Origin of the sequence: Bradyrhizobium sp. CIAT3101, from assembly GCF_029714945.1 — a bacterium.
GTDB lineage: Bacteria > Pseudomonadota > Alphaproteobacteria > Rhizobiales > Xanthobacteraceae > Bradyrhizobium.
Genome location: NZ_CP121634.1, coordinates 8587800 through 8607386, shown reverse-complemented (window position 1 = coordinate 8607386; position 19587 = coordinate 8587800). Strand labels below are relative to the sequence as shown.

Sequence of the window (19587 nt, the reverse complement as noted above, 5' to 3'; positions counted from 1 at the left end):
GTTTGGCACTGGATCGGCGCTGTCCCTGCCGCGCCCGAGCTGCAGATTGAGGTTAGCAGAAACGTGACTCGGCGCTGTCCCATTCTGGTAGTGGCGCTGTCCCTACCACGCCTCGCTAACCCTACCGGCTCTGTACTCACGCTAGCTTTCCAAAAGCTGACGAAACCTGCGCGGTAGTTCGCAAACGAACAGCAGCTGTTGTGGCCGATTGCAGACTATGCTTATTGACGGTCGCGCTGACCACCCCATCAGCGCCCGCAGCAAAAAATGAAACCGATCTACTAATATTTTCTCCGCGGTATAGGCGAGGCAAGTGCAGACTTCAACGAACCGATCATCGCGACTAGAAAAGGGGTCTCAGAGCATGCGTGTGCGCACAGCATGACAATGCATTGGTAGTCTGTTCAGTTGAACGGGCGTCGTCAGAGAGCGGGTGGTGCGCGCCAAATTCGTATCCGCTTGGTCTCAATATTCGTGAAGGCCGCATCAGGCTGCGCAACGTGCTGTCGACCGTAGCCGGATCAGTGTTGTGGGCGGGTAGCCTTACCGTATACCCTGGCTATATCGTGTGTCCGATCAGTTAGGTGGTCGGCCGGCGAGTTGTTCAAATGAGTTGACCGCATCCCCACAGCGGCAGGAAGTCGCGGTGGATCACTGCCTCCAAATAAGGGCCCGTCGCAGGGGGCGGGTTCATCAGGCGCGAATCAAGCTCAGGATCAACGGCCATCGATGAGTTGAGGCGATTGTACATGGCGCCTAGCTCGTGCCGCCAGAGCCTGCGCCGTTTCCCGAGGTGTAGCCGACGCTATCGCTTCTATGCGCCGTCATCGGGGCTGCGAACTAACGCGCCGTCGCATAAGAGCGCTGTCAATTGTCGCTACTAGATCTGGGTGTTGGGGGAAGCAGTACTTGCATCGTAAGGTTACGGACAGGTCGAATGCACATATGGGTGTTCCCATAAAGCTTCGAGAGGCGCATGGCTTGGCAAACATGAATCTCAGGTCCGAATCCGTAGCAGGCGCATGCGCGCGACGGCCGACCGTCACCGACCAAGAACTCACGAAATTTAGAGCACTGGTCCGGAGACGTTCAGGTTCCCAGATGAGACGTGTCATGAAGCCAATAGCGCGGGTCGCAGCATTAAAGCGCGCTCGGGCACTCTCCGATTTCGACCGGTGCTGCGCAATCTGGTGGCTCTATCGCCTCCATTTCGGCATCGACCGCGACGTGATATTGGCCCTTGCCGCGGTCACGATCGCCTAGGAAAGATCCCGCTGCGGCATTGAGGCGTCGCGACATCGGTCACCTTTCATGCGAGCGCTGGCACTGCCGCACAAGACTGCCAAGGTTGTGCGTTGGCTGGCGGACAGAAAATCTCGGCCTAGCGCCAAAGCCGAACGAGTTGCTCGCCTTTTGCAGCATCAGCAGACTGAGGTTTTTGCTGTGGATGACGCTGCTCATGCGGTCCAGCATCGTTGAATTGACAGGCCCGAATAGCTGAGCGGAGAGCGCCAAAATCGGATCGCTTGATTTGTAAAGTTTTCGGGGAGAAGGACGGACGCTCTCATTCCACCAGATGATATCAATCGAAAAGGAATAAGCCGCGCCCAAGACCGCAGAGGTCCGTGTGATGTGGTCGAGTAGATCATCAAGCAAGTCTGGCGAGCGCATTGGAGGGATTAATCCTCCCGCAGAGGTCCCGGGTAGGCTGCGTCTCTGCCGATCGGAGTTTCGGTGAGCCATTCGTCCGTGCAGACGCCAAGACGTTCAACCTTGCGCCGCCTAGGAAATATGCCCTCGGCGCCTATTTACAACGGTTTTTGCTCACCTCCGGGGCTACGCGATGACGCGAGGTCTCAGTTTCCACCTCGCGTTATCCTTAGTCATGAATAAATCTCCGTTAAATAACGGCCAAATAAGCTCAGCTGCTCGGATGTGGGTGGCGAGGTGATCGGGCGCTTTGTCTGAAGATGCCGGCACTTGGCCGACCTCAAGGCGCTGTTGGAACTGCTGCTGCAAGCTTCAATAACTCGCAGGAATGTTGAGCGCCGCCGCGTCCCTGATGCGACGATCACGGGCTTGAACAACATTGGTCTGGCGGTGGTTACGGTAAGAAGCCTTCCGTAAAAGCTGTATCGCCGGGGTGGCCAGCACGCTCTCGATGGGTATGATGCCGGCTCAAGTCTCGGGAAATCGGACAATTACGATAATCACGAGCCATGACCAGCCTGTAGGCGCGTTGATTGCGGGTGCCATGCAGACGATGCTGGGTCCGCTACCAGAGCAAGTAGGTGCCAAAGTGGACGCGCCGTCCTAGCGTCCTCCTGTTCCTCTGCCGATCACCGAGCCAGAAGCGAATACCGAGAAGCTTATACGGACAAAACCTTACGACGTGCGGAATCAGGGTGGCTGCGCATGCACACCTTGATGACGAGCTCCGGCGCTCCGATTTTGGCACCGGAGAAGGCGACGAATGGCGGGGCGCGTGACTACGCAAAATCGATCAACCAAGAAGCAGTCCATGGAACATCAACCGGTTGACGCGATCACGGCGATCAATCGGTTTGCCGGTTCGGATCCGGACAGAGTTGCGCTGAGCCACGGCGCAGACGAACTCACATATGAGGCGCTACGATCAAGATCGGATGCCCTTGCAAAGACCTTACGAGAGCAGGGGGCTCGCGGCGCGGTTGTCGGCTATTGGGGGGGACGGGACCTCGACTGGGCGACGGCGGTCATTGCAATTTTGAAGGCTGGATCAACGTACCTACCGCTCGATCCATCGTTGCCGGCTTCCCGTACATCATTCATGATCGAGCAGAGCCGCTGCGCTTTGTTGATAGGCCGAGACCGTCCGGGTTCCCTCAGCCTGTTCCAGGAGAGCAGCAAAGCAGCTCCTCGCTTCGTAGCTATAGAGGCGGCGCTAGGTCGGGTGCAGACCTCGTCTCTTATGCCATCGCCGAACGTGGATGGACTTGCCTATATTCTATTTACGTCTGGTTCGACGGGCCAGCCTAAAGGCGCAATGATCGAGCGCGCCGGCCTAAACAATCATTTGGCGGCAAAGATCGATGCTCTAAGTCTCACTCGGTCGGATTGCGTCGCGCAAACGGCATCGCATTGCTTTGACATCTCGCTTTGGCAACTTCTTTCTGGTCTCTGCATCGGAGCCGCTACATCGATCATCGATGATGCGACACTGAGATCGCCGTCATCGCTGCTTCAAGCACTTCAACGATGCCGCGCTACGGTCGTCCAATTCGTTCCGTCGATGCTGGCAGTGTTTGTTGAATATCTGCAATCGCTTACCGCGGCAGAGCGAGCCATCGACGGCTTGCGGATTATTTCTACGGTCGGCGAACCTTTAACGCCCGGATTGGCGCGCGCTTGGCTTGCCTTGTATCCCCGCGTTTCCATTCTCAATCATTACGGGCCGACTGAGTGCGCCGACGGCGTGACGCATCATGTGGTTTCCGTGCCGCCTGCGCTGGCTGAGACTTATGTGCCGATCGGCAGACCAATTCAAAACGTTGAGGTTTATGTCGCGGACGGAACACGGCTGTGCAATGTAGGAGAAGTGGGCGAAATCTGTGTCAGCGGTGTTGGTGTTGCTGCTGGCTACGTCAATGACCAAGTCCGCACCAAGGATGCGTTTGGACCAAATCCGTTCTCAAACGACTTGTCCTTCCTGCGCCTATATCGGACAGGTGATCTTGGGCGCCTCCGTTCCGACGGCCTTTTGGAATGTCTCGGTCGACGGGATCGTCAGGTCAAAATTCGCGGGCACAGAATCGAGCTTGGAGAAATCGAAGCTCGTTTGGCCGCTCATCCCTTGGTGCATGGTGCCGTCGCAGTCGCCTCTTCTTGCGCAGGAGTAAAGCTTACGGCGCGAGATATAGCTGGGGCGGAGGCGCAAGCCGAATCGCGGCGGCTGGTTGCGTATGTGACGGCTCCAGCGGAAGTAGCGGAAAGCGACCTTCATAAGTTTCTTGCCGAGGCACTCCCCAGCTACATGCTTCCGGAAAGAATCATCCACGTCAGCGGTATTCCACTGACCAGGAACGGAAAGGTCGACCTTTCAGCATTGCCTGACCCAGGGTGTGTTAGACCGATATTGTCAACGCCCTTCGAGGACCCGCAATCAGATCTCGAAGTCCGGCTAAGTAAAATCTGGTCGGGCATTTTGCGTATCGAGAACATAGGTGTGAATGACCAATTCATAAGCCTCGGCGGAGACTCGCTCCGCGCGATGCTCATATTGGGACAGTTGCAGACTTTGCTCGGAGTGAGAGCGGATTTCGGACTGGTCCTGAATGGGACGATTCGATCGCTTGCCGCTTCGATCGAGGCTCGCGCTGAGCCCAATCCACGCGCAGCCTTGACATACCGAAAGCTGGACCGATCACCTCTGACCCGACTCCAGGAGCACCTTTGGTTTTTGGCGCAGCTCGATCCATCTGCCCGGAACTACATCATTCAAGGCGGGCTACGGATTAAGGGCAGCATCGATTTAGCTCGGTTCAATCGGGCATGGACCGAGGTCCTTCTTTCCCACCAGGCGCTCTCGGCGCGCTTCATCGACGAAGACGGTCCGGTTCAATGTTTTGATGCCCCGCCATGCACCAATCTTGATTTGATCGATGCATCTCATCTCACCTCCTCCGAAGCTGAGGAGTTCATCGCACAATGTCGGCGAACGGAGCTGAAAGACAATTTCGATCTCGCACACGGCCGTTTGTTTCGCGCGCGCATGGTCCGGTTTGGTCCTGACAATCATCTCATATTGATCACCGCTCACGAAATCATCCTCGATGCCTGGTCGATTTCTGTTCTGCTCAGAGATCTTCAGCAGAAATATTCCGACGCCGCCGCGTCTTTGCCAGAGAACCGTGCGTCACTCTCGGGCTATGCCGCGTGGGAACAACAACACATTTATCCAGAGGCGCTGGAGAGCCAGCGTCACTATTGGCGTCGTCAGATCGGTAATGATCCGCCGATGCATTCGCTTGGAAGGGCGCGCCCCCAAACAGTTTCATTCCGCGGCGCCTCGCATCCGGTGCTGCTTGGCAGCGATCTCTCCAGTCGGGTAAGAGAATTCGCGCGCCAAAATAGCTGCACCACGTCGACAACACTACTGGCGTGCTTCCAGCTGTTGCTACGAATGTACAGCGGTCAGGACGATATTGTCGTCGGGATGCCACACGCTGTACGGGATCAACCCGGCAGCGCCGACATCATCGGCTTTTTCCTGAATATGCTGCCGATCCGTGCCGCGATCGATGCCAGTCAATCTTTTGCTGCTCATGCCAGACGCATCCAGGGCCTGGTCAGCGATGCCATCGCAAATGCGGCCTATCCATTCGGATGGATGGTCAGGGATACAAGGGTGTGTCGCGAACCGGGTCGATCACCGGTCTTCCAGGTCATGTTCAACATGTACTCCGAAGCCGCCGAACCAGTTGGTCGGGACGAGTTGGCTCTGACATTCCGCGAATATGACACCGGCTATGTCAAATTCGATTTAACACTGTACGCACAAGATCACGGCGATGAAATTGCGCTCCAGCTAGCGTATGCGGAAGACATCATCTCGAGTGATCTGGCTGTCCGCATGGCCAACAATCTGCGGTGTCTGATTGCCGCCTGCGTTGACAACGCGCTTGCGCCCATTGAGGAACTGAACAGCCTTAGCGCCTCAGACCTCACTATCCTGGATTCGCTGGATGGGTCGATCCGGCGATATGAATCCGAATGTCCGCTTGCCGAAGCCTTCGAGCAGATCAGCGTCTCTAACCACGGCAAAGTGGCATATTTTGGCGAGTTCGGGGAGGTCACCTTTGACCAGCTGCGTGCGCGCGTAAGAGCTATCCGCTCGTTGCTGCGGGAGATGAAGGTGGGGGCCAGCGATCTGGTCGCCGTGCTCGCTGACCGGTCGCCGGACGTTGCCGCTGTCATGCTCGCGGCGCGAGGCTTGGATGCTGTTGTTGTGCCGATAGCGCCGGATTATCCGCGTGATCGGATCCAACATATCCTCCGAGATAGTCAGGCAAAGCTCTTGGTTCACGCGAATATCACGGAGCCTGGCTTTGAGATACCTTCGATTTCTCTGTTGGCCTTAGAAACGTGCAAGGTGTCGAGGGATGATTTCGCGCCCAGCGACACACCGTCAGATCAGCGAATTGCGATCCTCATATACACGTCCTCCTCCACAGGTCGGGCGAAGGGGGTCCTCATACCGGAATCGGCCATTCTCAACCGGCTGAACTGGATGTGGCGGTGCTTTCCCTTCGATGGCACCGACGTCATGGTTGTCCAGAAGTCCGCCTGTCTTGTTGCGTCCGCTTGGGAGTATTTTGGTGGGCTTCTGAGAAGTGTGCCCACGCTGATCCTCACCCAAGAACAGGTGCTAGATCCGGATCTGTTGTTGTGCAGTTTGGCAAAACATCGCGTGACACGCTTTTTTGCCTCTCCGCCACTTCTTTCAGGTCTCGTCGGGTCCCAGGAACGGCAACGACAAAGGACCGCCCTGAGACTGGTCACAAGCAGTGCCGAACCAATGCCTTCCTCGCTGCCCGCTCGCTGGCGTGAGGCGTTTCCGGGCGTGCCGTTGTGGAACTTCTATGGTGCGACGGAATGTGCGTCCAATGCCGCCGTGCACGAGACATCGGAGGCGGATGACAGCACGGCGTTTGTCCCAGTGGGACGGCCAATCGACAACGTCAAACTCTACGTGCTCGATTCGCGGTTGAAGAGAGTGCCTCTCGGAGCCCCTGGCGAACTGTGCATCGCAGGCCGCTGTCTGAGCGCTGGGTACTGGCAGGATCAAGATCGGACTGACCGCTGTTTCGTGCCCAATCCGTATGATGGCGGACAATACAACGTGCTTTATCGAAGTGGGGACATCGCACGCATCTCAACCAGTGGCCTTCTTGAGATTTGCGGTCGATCGGACAACCAGGTCAAGGTGAGGGGCTTCCGCATCGAGCCGGAGGAGGTCGAGGTTGCCCTTGAGTCTCATCCGGCAATCGCAAAGGCGGCGGTCTTCGCAGAGGGCATCGATGACGATCGCCGCTTGACGGCGAGCGTGGTGGCCGCTCGCAAGAATCTCAGCCTTGGAGAGATTCTGGCCCATCTGCGCAACAGGTTGCCATCTCCCATGATTCCTGCAGCTTTCAGGTTGGTTGACAGTGTTCCCCTGACGGCGAGCGGAAAGATAGACCGTACTTGCCTATCCTCCGTTCCGTACCGCGAGATAGAACCCAGTCCATCTGCTGAGCCTCGCACCAGGAACGAGCGAGTTCTTGCTCGAATCTGGGAGGATCTTTTAGGCGCGAAGGAGGTGGGAATTGACAGCAGTTTCTTTGATATCGGCGGCGATTCTCTTCTGAGCGTGCGTTGCGTCACGCTGGCGTGCAAAGCCGGGCTGAATCTCACCGTCAACCAACTTTATCGAACGCCGACCATCAGGGAGTTGGCGGTCGGGGAAGCGGAGGCGGCACCCCACAACGTCACTTCAGCGGACAGCTCGCTGCGTGTGCTCCCCATCATATCGTCTTGGAATTCTCTTCTCGGTTTTGACGAGCACTTTAACATCGGCGATCTGTTCTTCTTGCGCGGTGGCATCCTGAACATCAAGATCCTCAACCGCGCTCTTGCCCAAGTCATCGAGAAACACGAAGGTCTCAGGCTACGAGTTGGCCGAACCAAAGATGGGCTCCGGCTGGGGATTGGACCTTGTCCGACTGAGCGCATCGTGGACGAGGTCGATCTTGTCGGGATGTCCGGCCCGGACCAGCAAAGGACAATCGAGATCGGCTCGGCAAAACGTCAACACATGTTCCGGTTTGACGGTCGCACGCCTCTTGTTCACGTCGCGGCCTTCCGCACTTCCGAAAGCGGTGATTACTATCTGCTGGTGCTGATCCATCATTTCGTAGCGGATGGGATGGGCTATCGGCTGTTCCTGGAAGCATTAGAGGACGCATACAACGCTCTTGCTGCAGGCCATGATGGGAACGGCCCTGAGGCCGTACAAGGGCTCTCTTCCTGGTTGAAGCGCCTCGAGGATTACGCGGACAGCGAAGCACCAAACGAACTCAAGTACTGGGAGGATATTGACTACGATCAATTCAATCTGAGTGTAGGCGACGCGTCCTCACGCGACACGAGTGTTGCCGAAGCAAGCCCGAGAGAGCTTCACGATTCAAGTCTCGGCGATCGTCGGGAGGATGCGAACGGACGTTCGCGGGTAGATCGAGCCAAGTACCATCTTGAGATCGACGGGGAAGCGACGGCGGGTCTGCTCGGTATTGGAGCCAGATCAGCGCATTGCCAGGACTTTGATGTGTTTCTTGCTGCCCTGTCCGGTGCGTGTGGAGCCCTGTTCGGCAACTATTCGCTCTGGATTGATAGCCTGACCTCGACACGAGGTCGGCTGTTTGACGATTTCGATCCATCTCAGATCATTGGTCTTATCAGCGAGCTCGTTCCGCTTCCATTGAAGGTCACCGGAAGAGAGTCGCGTTCCGACCGCGCTCGCCTAATATACCGGCAGCGCCATGCGCTGCCGCGTGGGGGAATAGGCTTTCGGGCCCTGAAATTCCTAAATCGAGATCCAGCCTTGCGGTGTCGGCTCGATCGCCTGCCACTTCCCAGAATTGGGGTGAATTATCGCGCCGGTTTGCAGCGCCATTTCCCACGCCGTTTTCTAGACACAGACCCGTGCCCGCTTGGGATCGGCGAACACATGCATCAAGCAGCGGCGATCCACCTTTTCTGGTTCGAGGTCGGATATCAATCGGGTCGTCTACAGATCGACACCACGTATGATCCGAGCATGGTCGATTATGAGGCGACCCGCCATCTTTGCACGGTCTTGCAACAGGAGCTGATGCAGACGATCAATGAATTAGTAGAGCTGAAGACGGCGTGAATCATGGATAAGCGGAATGCGGAGCTTGTCGTTAAAAGTAATCGCGATGAGATGCCGAAGAAAATCCGGCATCGATCTATCGGATCAGAATCTCCCAAGCCTTCTCCTGCGGCTCGCCATTCCATCTGTTGTCGGCTTGTCGATCAACGCACTACAGCAGCTCCTTAACGCGATCTTTGTTGGCTCACTCGGCGCGAAGGCGATTGCAGCTGTCAGCATGACGATGCCGCTCATTGTCGTGCTCGCGGCCGTGGGAGAGGGAATCGGTGTAGGTACTGCCTCCTTCATATCTCGTCTTCTTGGTGCTGGTAATGAGTTAGAGGCAAGCCAAGGTGCTAGTACGGCGATCGCGCTCGCTGCTCCCATCGGGGTGATTATGACCATCGCCCTGCTGGTAACCTTGCGAGACATCTTCGTCGTGCTTGGGGCAAGTCCAGCCATCCTGCCCATCGCGCTCGACTACGCCACGATCCTCTTGCCGGGGGCGACTTTGATGCTCCTAAACATCGTCAGCGGCTTCATCGCAAGAGCTGAAGGCAACACACGATTCAGTATGTGGACGATGCTGACCGCTTTCATATTGAACGCCTTGCTTGATCCTATTTTCATTTTCTTGCTAGGCTTGGGTGTGCGAGGCGCAGCCCTAGCGACGCTGATATCACAGATCGCCGCCATAAGCCTCTACATCGCCTATTTTGCCAAGCGGCTCGGCTCTGTGCTCGTCAGCATATCTCAGGTCTCGTTACGAGTAGATCGCATCAGGCAGCTCGCGCTCATTGGGGCGCCGGCGACGACAACAAGTATCTTAGCCGCTCTTGCCGGTATGTTCTTGTACGGAGCTGCTGCGCGGTTCGGTGACGATTTCATCGCGGCGGTGGGAATTGCTATAAGAATCTTGACAATCGGCGCGCTGCCTATCACCGGATTCTGTATCGGCTCTCAAGCTGTCCTGGGGTTCGGTTGGGGAGCGCGCGACTTTGCTCGTGTAGTGAAGGTTGCGAAGTTTATGATGTCTATCACCGTTGTGCTTTCCGTTGCGTATTCCGCAGCGGTTATCGTTTTTGCCCGGCCGTTGGTCAGGTTGTTCAGCGATAGCGATGATGTCACAGAGATTGCCGCCTTGAGCTGCATCGTCTTTCACCTGTTTTTTTGGCTTTACGGAATTCAGAGTTTTGTGACGACAATGCTTCAGTCGCAGGGGAAAGCGCGCCTTAGCGCGCTGGTCTCTTTCGCCAGGCAAGGGTATCTCTTTATACCGGCGGTGCTTTTATTTCCTCTCGTATCAGGCTTCAGTGGGGTTTTGGCCAGCCAAGCCATCGCTGAACTGGGCGCTGGAATGATCGCGCTGTTCGTCGTCTTGCGCCAGTTCGCTGAGCTCAGGCGAGGTGGACCGGCACATTCGGCTAGAAATCGAGAGGGCTCCTTGACTTGACTAGGCATGATCCGGACTGTTGATGCGTTCCTCGCGGGCAGTCAGCGGTAATCCGTTCCGAGATGGTTGCCAAAGTCGTTGCCCACGTAGGCGGCCACGAGGTTGGCTAGTTCCGCGGGATGATTAAGCATAGAGCTCACGTCGAATGCGCCGGATCGTCGAAACATTGTTCAATATAGGGGCAACTTGGGGTAAGCGCCTATCACTGTCCAGGCACGGCCTCGCCTACCTACACAATCACCAAGAGGCATATGATGGTCCGAGGACCACGTCCCTCTTGCGGGAATGAATGCGCTGCATCGTGGTCGGCTAGGGTAGTCTCTCCTGGCCGACATCTTCGGCTGCAGGCTGTCATTCGAGACGAAAGAGCAGGCCGCCTTTGTCGCGCGAAACCGGTCCGCGTCTGAAGGCGACCCGGAGGTTCACGAGCCCGACGTCTTCTCGTCCCAAGTTGGTGCAATATTTCTCGCAGTCACTTGCGCCGGCGTTGCACCGACGAGTTCTTCATAGAGACGAGGATCAGTCGCACCCTCGGTGTTGATCAGGAAGACCCGGGCACTCTGTCCCAGTCCGGTCATGGACCGCGATGTCTGGTTGGAGGCAACTTTCAGCAGCCCTGCCAGACCTGCGCCGCCACTTTCCCCAGCAACTACAGCAGGATCGCCATCCACAGGGTTTGCCAGAAGCTTCATGACGCTGATGGCGTCCTCGTCGTCGACCGCCATGAAGGCATCGGCAGCGCGCGAAAGGATGCGCCATGCGACGAGGGACGGATCGTAGCATTCAAGCATCGCCATTACTGTTGGCGCCCCATGCTCGACCTTGACGGGATGGCCAGCTCGAGCGCTTTCAAACAGGCACGCCGCGCTCGAAGGCTCGACAACGGTGAAGAATGGTCTCTTGTCACCAGTCAGAACCCAGAAATGCCCTGCAATTGCAGCGGCGACCCCGCCCACGCCGGCTTGAACGAACACGTGGGTCGGAGGCTCGGATAACTGACGCAGCGCTTCGCTCACGAGAGCGGTGTATCCCTGCATCACTATGCCCGGGATACGCTCGTAGCTCGGCCAGTACGTGTCAGATACTGTGATCCACCCCTTATCTGCGCCAACTCGGGACGCTTCGGCGACGGAGTCATCATAGTTGCCACTGACGCGGATCGTCCGCGCGCCAAAACGTGCGATAGCCGCGATCCGCTCGTCGCTGACGCCCGAGTGAACAAATATGACGCACTTCGCGCCAACCAGCTGGGCACCATACGCGACTGATCTGCCGTGATTGCCATCGGTGGCGCACGATACCGTCATCCCTCGCGCTACGGGCTTCACTTCGGGCAACTGGAGCTCGGACGCGTCAAGGACTCGGCCGAGCCTCCGACCTGCTTCCTCCAGCACGAGGCGGATCACGGCATAGGCACCACCCAAACCTTTGAAGCTACCAAGTCCGAGCCGATGGCCTTCGTCCTTCAGGTGGATCGAGGCAACGCCGATCTGACGAGCAAGGCCCGTCAGCGAGACGAGCGGCGTTGCCTTGTAATCGGCTCGATGCGCAAGGAAGCGCTCTACTCCGCGCTCCTTCGACACTGAGCATCTTGGCATCCGGAGCTTGCAGTGGCGCGCAGTAATCGGTGTGCCGGTTGAGAAGCAACATGGTTCGACTCTCTTGCGTCTCTGCTGATGCTTTATCAGAAACCTCATTTACGACAATAACATCCATGCATTCTGCGGCCACTTATGCAAGAGTGGATCGCTCCGGTTTCTGCTGTCGGAGAGCCTGCGCGATGCTCCATCCGCGACATCAAGTCGGGCTATTCCCGACAGTCACTACGTTCGATTCCGGTTATAGTCACCGAGCAAGGCCTCGTTGGCGGTATGGTCGGGTACATCGTCCTTCCACCGAACGGAGCCAAACGGACGCTCTAGCATGCGCCGGATACGCACGGGCTCTGGACCCGCGTGAAAGGACGCAGCTTGACGATCTAGCGCGCGTTCTGAATGCGTCGAGCGATTGCGTTGACGCAGATAATCAAGCCACGTGGGGCAATGGTAGCGTTCTGTCCACAGTTCAGGATCAGCGATATCGCGAGCAATCGACCAGCCATACGCACCATTCCGCTTTCGGAACAGCTGCACATCTTGCATGACGTTATGAAAGGCCCGCGCATTCTCTTGTGCCACGCGGTATTCGATTTCGATCACGACCGGTCCACTGCGATGGGTTAGCGCTAGCCGAACCTCAGGATGCGCGAGCGCTTCAGCATCCTCGCTTCGCGGGTTTATGCGAGGCATACGGAGCCAAAGCCCCAAAAGTGGAGAAATTAACATCAGCACTGCTGATATCAAAAGCGCCGTGTCGACGCCTGCAGCATCGGTCAAATGACCCCAGCCCCAGCTACCGACAGCAATGCCTCCTGAGCTCGCGGCTTGGTAGGCTGCGAGCGAGCGTCCTGCGACCCAGCGCGGGGCCGACAGCTGCACGCCAATGTTGAAGAGAGCCCAGGAGATCATCCATACAGCCCCGGCAAGGACAAGGGCGGCCGATGTTAGAACCAGCTCGTGGCTCAACGCCACTGCCAGAAGCGCCCCACTCATTGACAGTGCGCAGGCGCGGATTGCTGCTTCACCGCTCAGGCGCTTTCGCACTTCGGGTACATATAGCGCTCCAATTACCGCGCCAAGTCCGAACGCGCTCAGAGCTATCCCATAGATCCGAGCACCGCCTCCAAGGAGATCACGGGCGACCAGCGGCATTAGCGCGATGATGGCGCCTCCGATCACGCCGGTGATCATGGAACGAATCAGCACGATTTTGATCGGGGGCGAGTTAGCGATGTAGCGGAGCCCCGAAACGATGGCGCGGTTTAGTTTTTCGGGCGGAAGATATGAAGGTTCGGAAATACGCTTCCACAAGAAGAGCGCAACAAGCAGTGGCAGATATAGCAATGCATTTAGGGCAAACGAAGCGACTGCGCCGGCTGCCGCAACCACCATCCCGCCGATCGCCGGTCCCACGCTGCGCGCGATGTTGTAGCTGATACTGTTCAGCGCGACCGCAGCTGGAAGTGCTTCCGCCGGCACTTGTTCACTAACTGAGGATTGCCAGGCAGGATCCATCAGAGCCACGCCAGTGCCGATTACAAAGCACAGGATCAGCAACGAGTCTGGCGTGACCATCCCTTGCCAGGTAAGGGCTGTAAGTGCGGCGGCACCAGCTAGCGACATGCTGAGCGCGACAAGCATCACGATCCGCCGGTCATACATATCCGCAATTGCGCCTGCGGGCATCGAAATCAGCATAACTGGTAACAAAAACGCTGTCTGCACAAGCGCAACTTTGTCGGCCGACGTTGTCATCTGAGTCATTGCCCACGCTGCGCCGACGCTCCGGATTAGGGCGCCCAGGTTCGTCAGGAGACTCGCAAGCCAGATATGCCGAAAGGTGAGGTGGCGGAAGGGCGCTGTGATACCTTCAGTGCTAAGTGTTCGAGGCTTAAGAGGAGTCATCTAGCTTGCTGCCTTACCCCGGATGGTTCGACGAATGAGGATGAAGAGGGGCTGGTGGCAAACGCGAGGTCCGGCGTCATTCGCCTTGCGCTGTTTAGATGTAAGAGAACCCCAAAATGGTCAGCTTCACGCCAAGGGTTCCGCTTCGTACGATCCCGATCCTGACGAGGAAACCTTGCTCTCGCCCTGCAAGGGCGCGCTTTCTCGAAACGCCTCATTCCGTAGTCACTCCCTGCGAGATGCCGCCGGCAAGGGCCAGATGCCACTCAACTGAGCCAGAGGCCTTAATCCTTCGGCGCCTTGTATTGATTTAAAAACTTGATCTCCTCGTGACAGGCGCCGCAGAGCGAGCCGCGGCGCCTCGGCGCGCAACTGAAACGCAGCCGATCTTCTTAGATCTGCCCAAAAGTCAGCGGCGATGTGAACGCAAATAGGCGAGGCCATACTCAGAAGCGGTCTGAATATTTAATTCCGCGTAGCCGCTTAGAGCACAAAAGCGAAGGAAACTTGCAGCGTTTTACTCGCACTGCGCGACGAAAAAGGGCGCTAGCGAGGCGCTGGCCAGGCCGACATCTCCGGTTGGTGAGCGTTTGAAAGTCCATCGACCGAGTCAGCCAGCTCGCTCGCGCCACAAAGCGCCACGATGAGCGGTGGGTGTTGGTAGCCTGGAGGTGACGCCACTCAGTCGAAAGTTGCGCGCGCCAATGCGCGAAGACCGCGCTCGTTTCTAACGGGTACCGTGACACCCTTGCCCGGCTTGGTGATTGAGAGGTAGGTGGGGTCTGGTTGGTGAGGCGCTCAATCTCAGGGAGCCTCAATTGGAATAGCAAATCCGGCTTTTACCCGGTCCATGACTACCATGGTCTTAAAACCCTCGATATCGGGGTTCTCATGGAAGAATCGCCGCGTGAACTGCTCATAGTCGTCCATCGAGCGTGCCTTATCTATAGGACAAAGTCCTTTGACGTAAAACCCGTTGACAACTTCAACGGATTATTTGATCGCCTCCTGAATCTGTCGATTATGTCCGAGCGCTAGCGCTCCAATGTCACCAGCAAAAGCATCTGAATAGGCCGTCCGACCGCCTTTTGCCGAAACGATCGAAACGTCGGCCTCGATAACCAAGCAGAGCCTCTTTTGGCCTGTGTTGCACGCGGTAGCAAAAGCCCGGCCAGTTCGCCGATCGTCTCGGATGTGAGACGGTTATTCTTTTGCATGATCTCAGGATGTGGCGTCGATTCGGTCGCACCTCAAGAACAGGCAAGAACTGCAATAGATTACTTCTTTTCGAAGAGAAACATCTCGGACCAGGAACGGATCGCGTGCTCCGTAAGCGCTTAGCGGGAACCTTTGCTTCGGGATATGGATAACTATGCGAAGAAGCCTCCGGCTTGGACGGAGGTTTTGATGGGATTGGACAGCCAAAGGGACGTCCATTCAGACAGCCCATCGGCGGGTCGGTGAGCTGGCAGGAAGTTCTTGAAGGGCCGTTGGGACGCCGCATTCGTTCGGCAGCTGAGAGAGCTACGGATCGTCGCCGAGAGTCTGTTGCCCGATGACCAGCGCGCAAGCACGCAGCGACGCGCTGGCGGATCTACGATTGGCGACGGCGGTTTCGACTGCGAGGCATGTTGCCGCCGTGCGAAGCGTCCACGCCGACATTCGCACCGCTCGTCGTGGAACATGAGTTGGAGGAGGGGCAGATTCCGGCGATCAAGCTTGAGATCGCGATGCGTGATGTCGTGCTGCGGACGGATACGGCCATTGATGGTGAGCAGCTGTCCCGGTGGATCCGTGCGGTGCGCGCCACGATGATCGCGGCCGGTGCTGATCTCAAGATTTACGTTGCAATGCGGCCGATTGACTTGCGCTGATGGGCTTCCGGCGAAGGTGCAGGAGATGCTTCGTCTCGACCCAAATCAAGATTTGGTGTGGGACCGAACGGGCACGGTAATGGTTCACAAGCGCCTCGAGGTTGCAAGTTTGTTTGGGCAACGATCGCGGACGGCGGGCGCGGCCAAACGAAGAAGGGCTACTTCTGGGCGATCGCCTCAGAGACCGCGGCCACAACGGCCCAAGCCCGCCGATCGTGCTGTTCCGATATGCCCCGGTCGCAGCGGGGTCTTTTGCGGAGCAGTTCCTGCATGGCTTTGGCGGGAGCTTCCTGTAATGCGATGCCTATGACAGTTATGACCGACTGACCGAGGTCGTTCGACCGCAGGGCCGTGGACGCTCGTGCATTGCTGGAGCCATTTGCGCCGGCGCTTCGTCAAATTGGAGCGCAACAGCAAGTCTCCGATCGCCGACGCCGCTGTCGACAAATCGCGCAGCTTTCCGCCATCAAAGCCATGGTGCGCGGCTCGTGGCCGGACGTCCGGTTGGCCACGCGCAAGGAGCACTCGTCGCCCCTCATCGCGGCTTTAAAACCGTGCTTTGAGAAGCAGCTTTCTATGATCTCCAGCGGCTCAACGCTCGCCGAGGACATCTGCTATGCGCTCAATCACTGGCAGGGGGCTGACCCGCTTCCAAGACGGGCGTCCGAACTGGACACCAACCCGGTCGAGAACGCCATCCGGCCGGTCTGCCTAACCAGAAAAAATGCGCTCTTCGCGGGCCATGAAATCGGGGCAGAAAACTGGGCCATGCTGGCGTCGATAGTCGCTACCTGCAAGCTCAACAACACTCGAGGCGATCATCGACGGCTATCCCCATAATAGGGTCATGGATAAGCGCTTACGTTGTGTCTCTCGATGAACGAAGTGATCTTCGCCCTGAGGGCGGCGACAACCCTCGACATTGCGACCGGACAGGTCATCGGCAAGTGCTAAGAACGCCACCTCGCCGCCGAGTTTCGCAAGTTCCTCGACGAGATCAAGGCCGCCGCGCCGCGCGAGCTCCACGTCCATCTCATGTGGCTGCTAACAGCGATGTGTGCCGCCTCTTGTAGTCATGGGCGCTTCGGGCCGGCTGGCCCCATAGACCAGAAGGCGCTCGAGACCACCGTGAGCGCATCCTGTAATTTGAAAGCCACGCCGGCGGCAGTCGGCATCTTCCAGTGACCCGAGTCACAAGTTCGCCAGGCCGCATATGTTCATGTTGTGGATGAGTAGAACCGCCGAGGCGACCGCGATAGACGCCGCGCCTGCCGCTCTTATCGACAAGAAGGGCAAAGAAGCGCTCGACCTGATTGAGCCATGACGAACTAGTCGGGGCAGGTGCACATGCCAACGTGGCCTTGTGGCTAGCCATTTCCTTATTAGTGGGGGTCGTTCTTGCAGAGATGCCAGAAGACAATGGCATCTTTTCAAGCGCCATCAACTCCTGGACCTGTAGTTCTTCTCACCGTTACGTCTGCCGGCCGGCAGGTCTCGCTTTTCGGAACCTTGGTGGGTATATTCGCAATTCCGAAAATGCCATTACATGTAGGCCGCCATGAAGACCAAGAAGATTTCCAGGCATCAATCAGGACCGTTGGAGCGTTATACACAGGTTTTGGAAGTGATCGCCGGGTCGGTCAATGGGCTTACCGGCCGTGAGATTGAGGCTGTGTTGGACCTCCCAAAGACGACCGTCAATCGGCTTGTAAACGCTCTGGAAAGCAGTGATTTGGTCGCTAGCAGCGGGCGAGGGGGCGAGTTCAAGCTTGGCGGGAGACTCCGTCGGATTTTGGAATCCGATACGTTTTGGATTGTTGGCGCAAGCAAGCGCCGGCTTAAGGTATTGGCTGAACAAACAGGTGAAACCTGTTTCGTCGCTCGTTTGTCGGGCTCCTCCGTCCACTCCGTGATGATGGAGTCGCCGGACGCAAGTGTCGGGGTTTACGTCACGCCGGGGCATGTGCTGCCTCCCCATGCGACCGCTTCGGGGAAGGTTCTGACCGCCATGCAGCTCCCTCGCGTGCGCCAAGCCATTCTGAATACCGAACTCCACAAGTTGACCGATAGCACGATCAGCGATCCCAAGGGTCTTGAGCGTGAATTTGCGAAAATCCGGAAGCAGGGCTACGCGATCGAGAACGGGGAACACATTCAAGGTCTTTACACGCTTGCCTGTCCGGTGCGTTCCTTATCTGAATCCCCGCCGATCTACGCCTTGGGGCTTACAGGCCCGGCTGAGCGGGTACGTTCGCGCGCGATCCCGGAGCTTCTTGAGCTCCTTAAGTCCACCGCCGCCGAACTTGCAAATGCTTTCATGCCGGGTCCCCACATCAGTTCTTACCGCACAGGCGCTCGGACCTGAGCCAATAGCGCAAGCGGCTCGCGACCAGCTGCAGCGGTTGTTCGCCAAGAGCCTTCTAGGGCGCGCGAGCGACCACATTGCGCCGCCAAGACCTCAAGCATGGACGGTCCGCATGACCGCAGCCGATGGCTATCAGCTTTTCCCGACTGATGCCAAACTGCTGCATGCCGCGATTCGCGGTTAAGCGGCTCGCCGAGCAAGCACGGGCAGGCTGCGGCAACCCTATGCTTGAGTGCTTTAAAAGCGGCACGATGAGTGTCGGCCGTTACATTCATTGCGCTTCCGGGGATAAGGACCCGCGGTTCTAGGCGATTAACGATCACTTTCGCAGCCAAACACGACCGGCCCGTTGATGGGGCTGGAATAGTCCTCCTGATCACGAAGGGCGGGAGGATTTGAAGATCGCCCAGCGGTCCATGGAGGGCCCCGTGCGCAGCGCGCTGGGCAAATCGAACGATGGCCTCGCGGCAGTCATCGTCATCGAGCTCCGGCAACGGCCGGTTCAGCCCGACCAGCGCGTTGAACTGGGGTACTTGTTGACCGTTCCCTGGGCCGCGCCGTGGGCAATCGTGCGTTGCGAGATGCTGAAGCTGTGATGCAGGCGCAAATCGGGACAGTCTCTCTATAGGACCTCAATCCTCTGCTGCTGGGCGAAAGAGCAAGCTGTACGGGTTGCAGACTGTCGTGCGCCTCGCTGTCCGGATCATGATTCACTGCAAAGGACTGCACGGTCGCCCAATCGGGGTCGGCGATGCGGCGGTGACCTGACGGTTGCCATTGCCGTCTTGGCGAACAGGCGAAGTTCCAGAGCCGTGTCAGTGACGCCGTCTGGCAACGGCCAACTCAAGCCCGCGGCCTCGAACCGCCGGAGCGCCAGCCGCACCGCCGAGGGCGCCGCTTCCGGCGAGCAATCTCGCGGCTCGGGCAGCGCAGCCGCTTTCTTCCTGATCACATCGCGCACAAGGCGCATCGCAAGCCTCTCCGTCGGCATCCAGCGTCCCCTTCGCTAAGCCGAAAGGGGAACCCTACGGGAGCCAGAAGAGGCCTCGTCACCCGGGCGACATCATCCCGGAAGGGTGGGCGACATCGAGGAATCCGCACGCACTGGATGAGGCATTTCTTCAGCCGCTTGGCCGCCTGCGCAGATGCAATCGCAGTAGCTGCGCCAGGGCGGGCTAAAGCTCTTTTCCCCCCGCGTCCAGGAGTACATCCGCAAGCGTAAACGGCCATACCCCTATCGTGACCAACAATCGCCGCGGGACTGGTCGTCTGTTTGTGTTGCAAGTCGCTGCCCGAAAGCCGGCACGACGGTCACACCTTGCGAGATGTACTTGAATGCCCCGAGAAGTAGACGATCAAGCGGCGCTTAGTTCGGAGAGCGGGCCGTGGTCACGAGGCGCAAAATCCTGCCACGTCTTCATCTTCGGCCAGAACAGCGGCGTATTCTGCGTCTGCCGGTGCCGGCAAGCGGCTCGCCAATG

Annotated in this window: 10 protein-coding genes and 3 pseudogenes; 7 read left to right on the top strand and 6 right to left on the bottom strand. The window is 57.8% G+C overall.

All coding sequences use genetic code 11. The features are described 5' to 3' along the window. Positions 1-1302: 1302 nt before the first annotated feature. On the bottom strand, positions 1303-1671 hold the full coding sequence (locus QA645_RS40025; protein ID WP_283046482.1) for a hypothetical protein: 369 nt from the start codon (positions 1669-1671) through the stop codon (positions 1303-1305). Positions 1672-1980: 309 nt separating this feature from the next. Between QA645_RS40025 and QA645_RS40020 the strand changes: the two genes are divergently transcribed. From QA645_RS40020 to QA645_RS40010, 3 genes are all read left to right on the top strand, one after another. Next, positions 1981-2127: a hypothetical protein gene (locus tag QA645_RS40020; RefSeq protein WP_283046481.1), complete on the top strand. Its 147-nt coding sequence runs from the start codon at positions 1981-1983 to the stop codon at positions 2125-2127. Positions 2128-2521: 394 nt separating this feature from the next. Beyond that, positions 2522-8932, top strand: coding sequence for a non-ribosomal peptide synthetase (locus QA645_RS40015; RefSeq protein WP_283046480.1), 6411 nt, complete (start codon positions 2522-2524; stop codon positions 8930-8932). 16 nt (positions 8933-8948) lie between these two features. Next, a complete protein-coding gene (locus tag QA645_RS40010; protein ID WP_283046479.1) occupies positions 8949-10364 on the top strand; it encodes an MATE family efflux transporter in 1416 nt (471 codons plus the stop codon). 422 nt (positions 10365-10786) lie between these two features. Here QA645_RS40010 and QA645_RS40005 read toward each other — a convergent pair. The 3 genes and pseudogenes from QA645_RS40005 to QA645_RS39995 form a co-directional block, all read right to left on the bottom strand. After that, positions 10787-12014 (bottom strand): annotated as a pseudogene (locus QA645_RS40005) (diaminopropionate ammonia-lyase). A gap of 173 nt (positions 12015-12187) precedes the next feature. Beyond that, positions 12188-13867: an MFS transporter gene (locus QA645_RS40000; protein ID WP_283046478.1), complete on the bottom strand. Its 1680-nt coding sequence runs from the start codon at positions 13865-13867 to the stop codon at positions 12188-12190. 804 nt (positions 13868-14671) lie between these two features. After that, a pseudogene (locus QA645_RS39995) lies at positions 14672-15121 on the bottom strand (Lrp/AsnC family transcriptional regulator). A 374-nt stretch (positions 15122-15495) separates the two neighbouring features. Here QA645_RS39995 and QA645_RS39990 point away from each other — a divergent pair. Beyond that, the gene (locus tag QA645_RS39990; protein ID WP_283046477.1) at positions 15496-15741 is read left to right on the top strand and encodes a hypothetical protein; all 246 of its coding nucleotides are present in this window, start codon (positions 15496-15498) and stop codon (positions 15739-15741) included. A gap of 366 nt (positions 15742-16107) precedes the next feature. Beyond that, the gene (locus QA645_RS39985; protein ID WP_283046476.1) at positions 16108-16581 is read left to right on the top strand and encodes a transposase; all 474 of its coding nucleotides are present in this window, start codon (positions 16108-16110) and stop codon (positions 16579-16581) included. Here the strand turns inward: QA645_RS39985 and QA645_RS39980 are convergent. Together QA645_RS39980 and QA645_RS39975 are read right to left on the bottom strand one after the other, a co-directional pair. Next, the gene (locus QA645_RS39980) at positions 16570-16773 is read right to left on the bottom strand and encodes a hypothetical protein (RefSeq protein ID WP_283046475.1); all 204 of its coding nucleotides are present in this window, start codon (positions 16771-16773) and stop codon (positions 16570-16572) included. The two genes, QA645_RS39985 and QA645_RS39980, sit on opposite strands and share 12 nt — an antisense overlap. Positions 16774-16996: 223 nt before the next feature. Beyond that, a pseudogene (locus QA645_RS39975) lies at positions 16997-17124 on the bottom strand (IS630 family transposase); the annotation flags it as partial. 175 nt (positions 17125-17299) lie between these two features. On the opposite strand from QA645_RS39975, the gene QA645_RS39970 reads away from it, so the two are divergent. Together QA645_RS39970 and QA645_RS39965 are read left to right on the top strand one after the other, a co-directional pair. Further along, a complete protein-coding gene (locus QA645_RS39970; RefSeq protein ID WP_283046474.1) occupies positions 17300-18106 on the top strand; it encodes an IclR family transcriptional regulator in 807 nt (268 codons plus the stop codon). A gap of 395 nt (positions 18107-18501) precedes the next feature. Continuing rightward, entirely contained in the window at positions 18502-18702 is a 201-nt protein-coding gene (locus QA645_RS39965) for a hypothetical protein (protein WP_283046473.1), read from the top strand. The last annotated feature ends 885 nt before the right edge of the window (positions 18703-19587 follow it).

Bases quoted from the DNA above. Each gene is read 5' to 3' on its own strand.
- QA645_RS40025 (WP_283046482.1), bottom strand. From the start codon at position 1,671: ATGCGCTCGCCAGACTTGCTTGATGATCTACTCGACCACATCACACGG.
- QA645_RS40015 (WP_283046480.1), top strand. From the start codon at position 2,522: ATGGAACATCAACCGGTTGACGCGATCACGGCGATCAATCGGTTTGCC.
- QA645_RS40010 (WP_283046479.1), top strand. From the start codon at position 8,949: ATGCGGAGCTTGTCGTTAAAAGTAATCGCGATGAGATGCCGAAGAAAA.
- QA645_RS40000 (WP_283046478.1), bottom strand. From the start codon at position 13,867: ATGACTCCTCTTAAGCCTCGAACACTTAGCACTGAAGGTATCACAGCG.
- QA645_RS39990 (WP_283046477.1), top strand. From the start codon at position 15,496: ATGTTGCCGCCGTGCGAAGCGTCCACGCCGACATTCGCACCGCTCGTC.
- QA645_RS39980 (WP_283046475.1), bottom strand. From the start codon at position 16,773: ATGGACGTGGAGCTCGCGCGGCGCGGCGGCCTTGATCTCGTCGAGGAA.
- QA645_RS39970 (WP_283046474.1), top strand. From the start codon at position 17,300: ATGAAGACCAAGAAGATTTCCAGGCATCAATCAGGACCGTTGGAGCGT.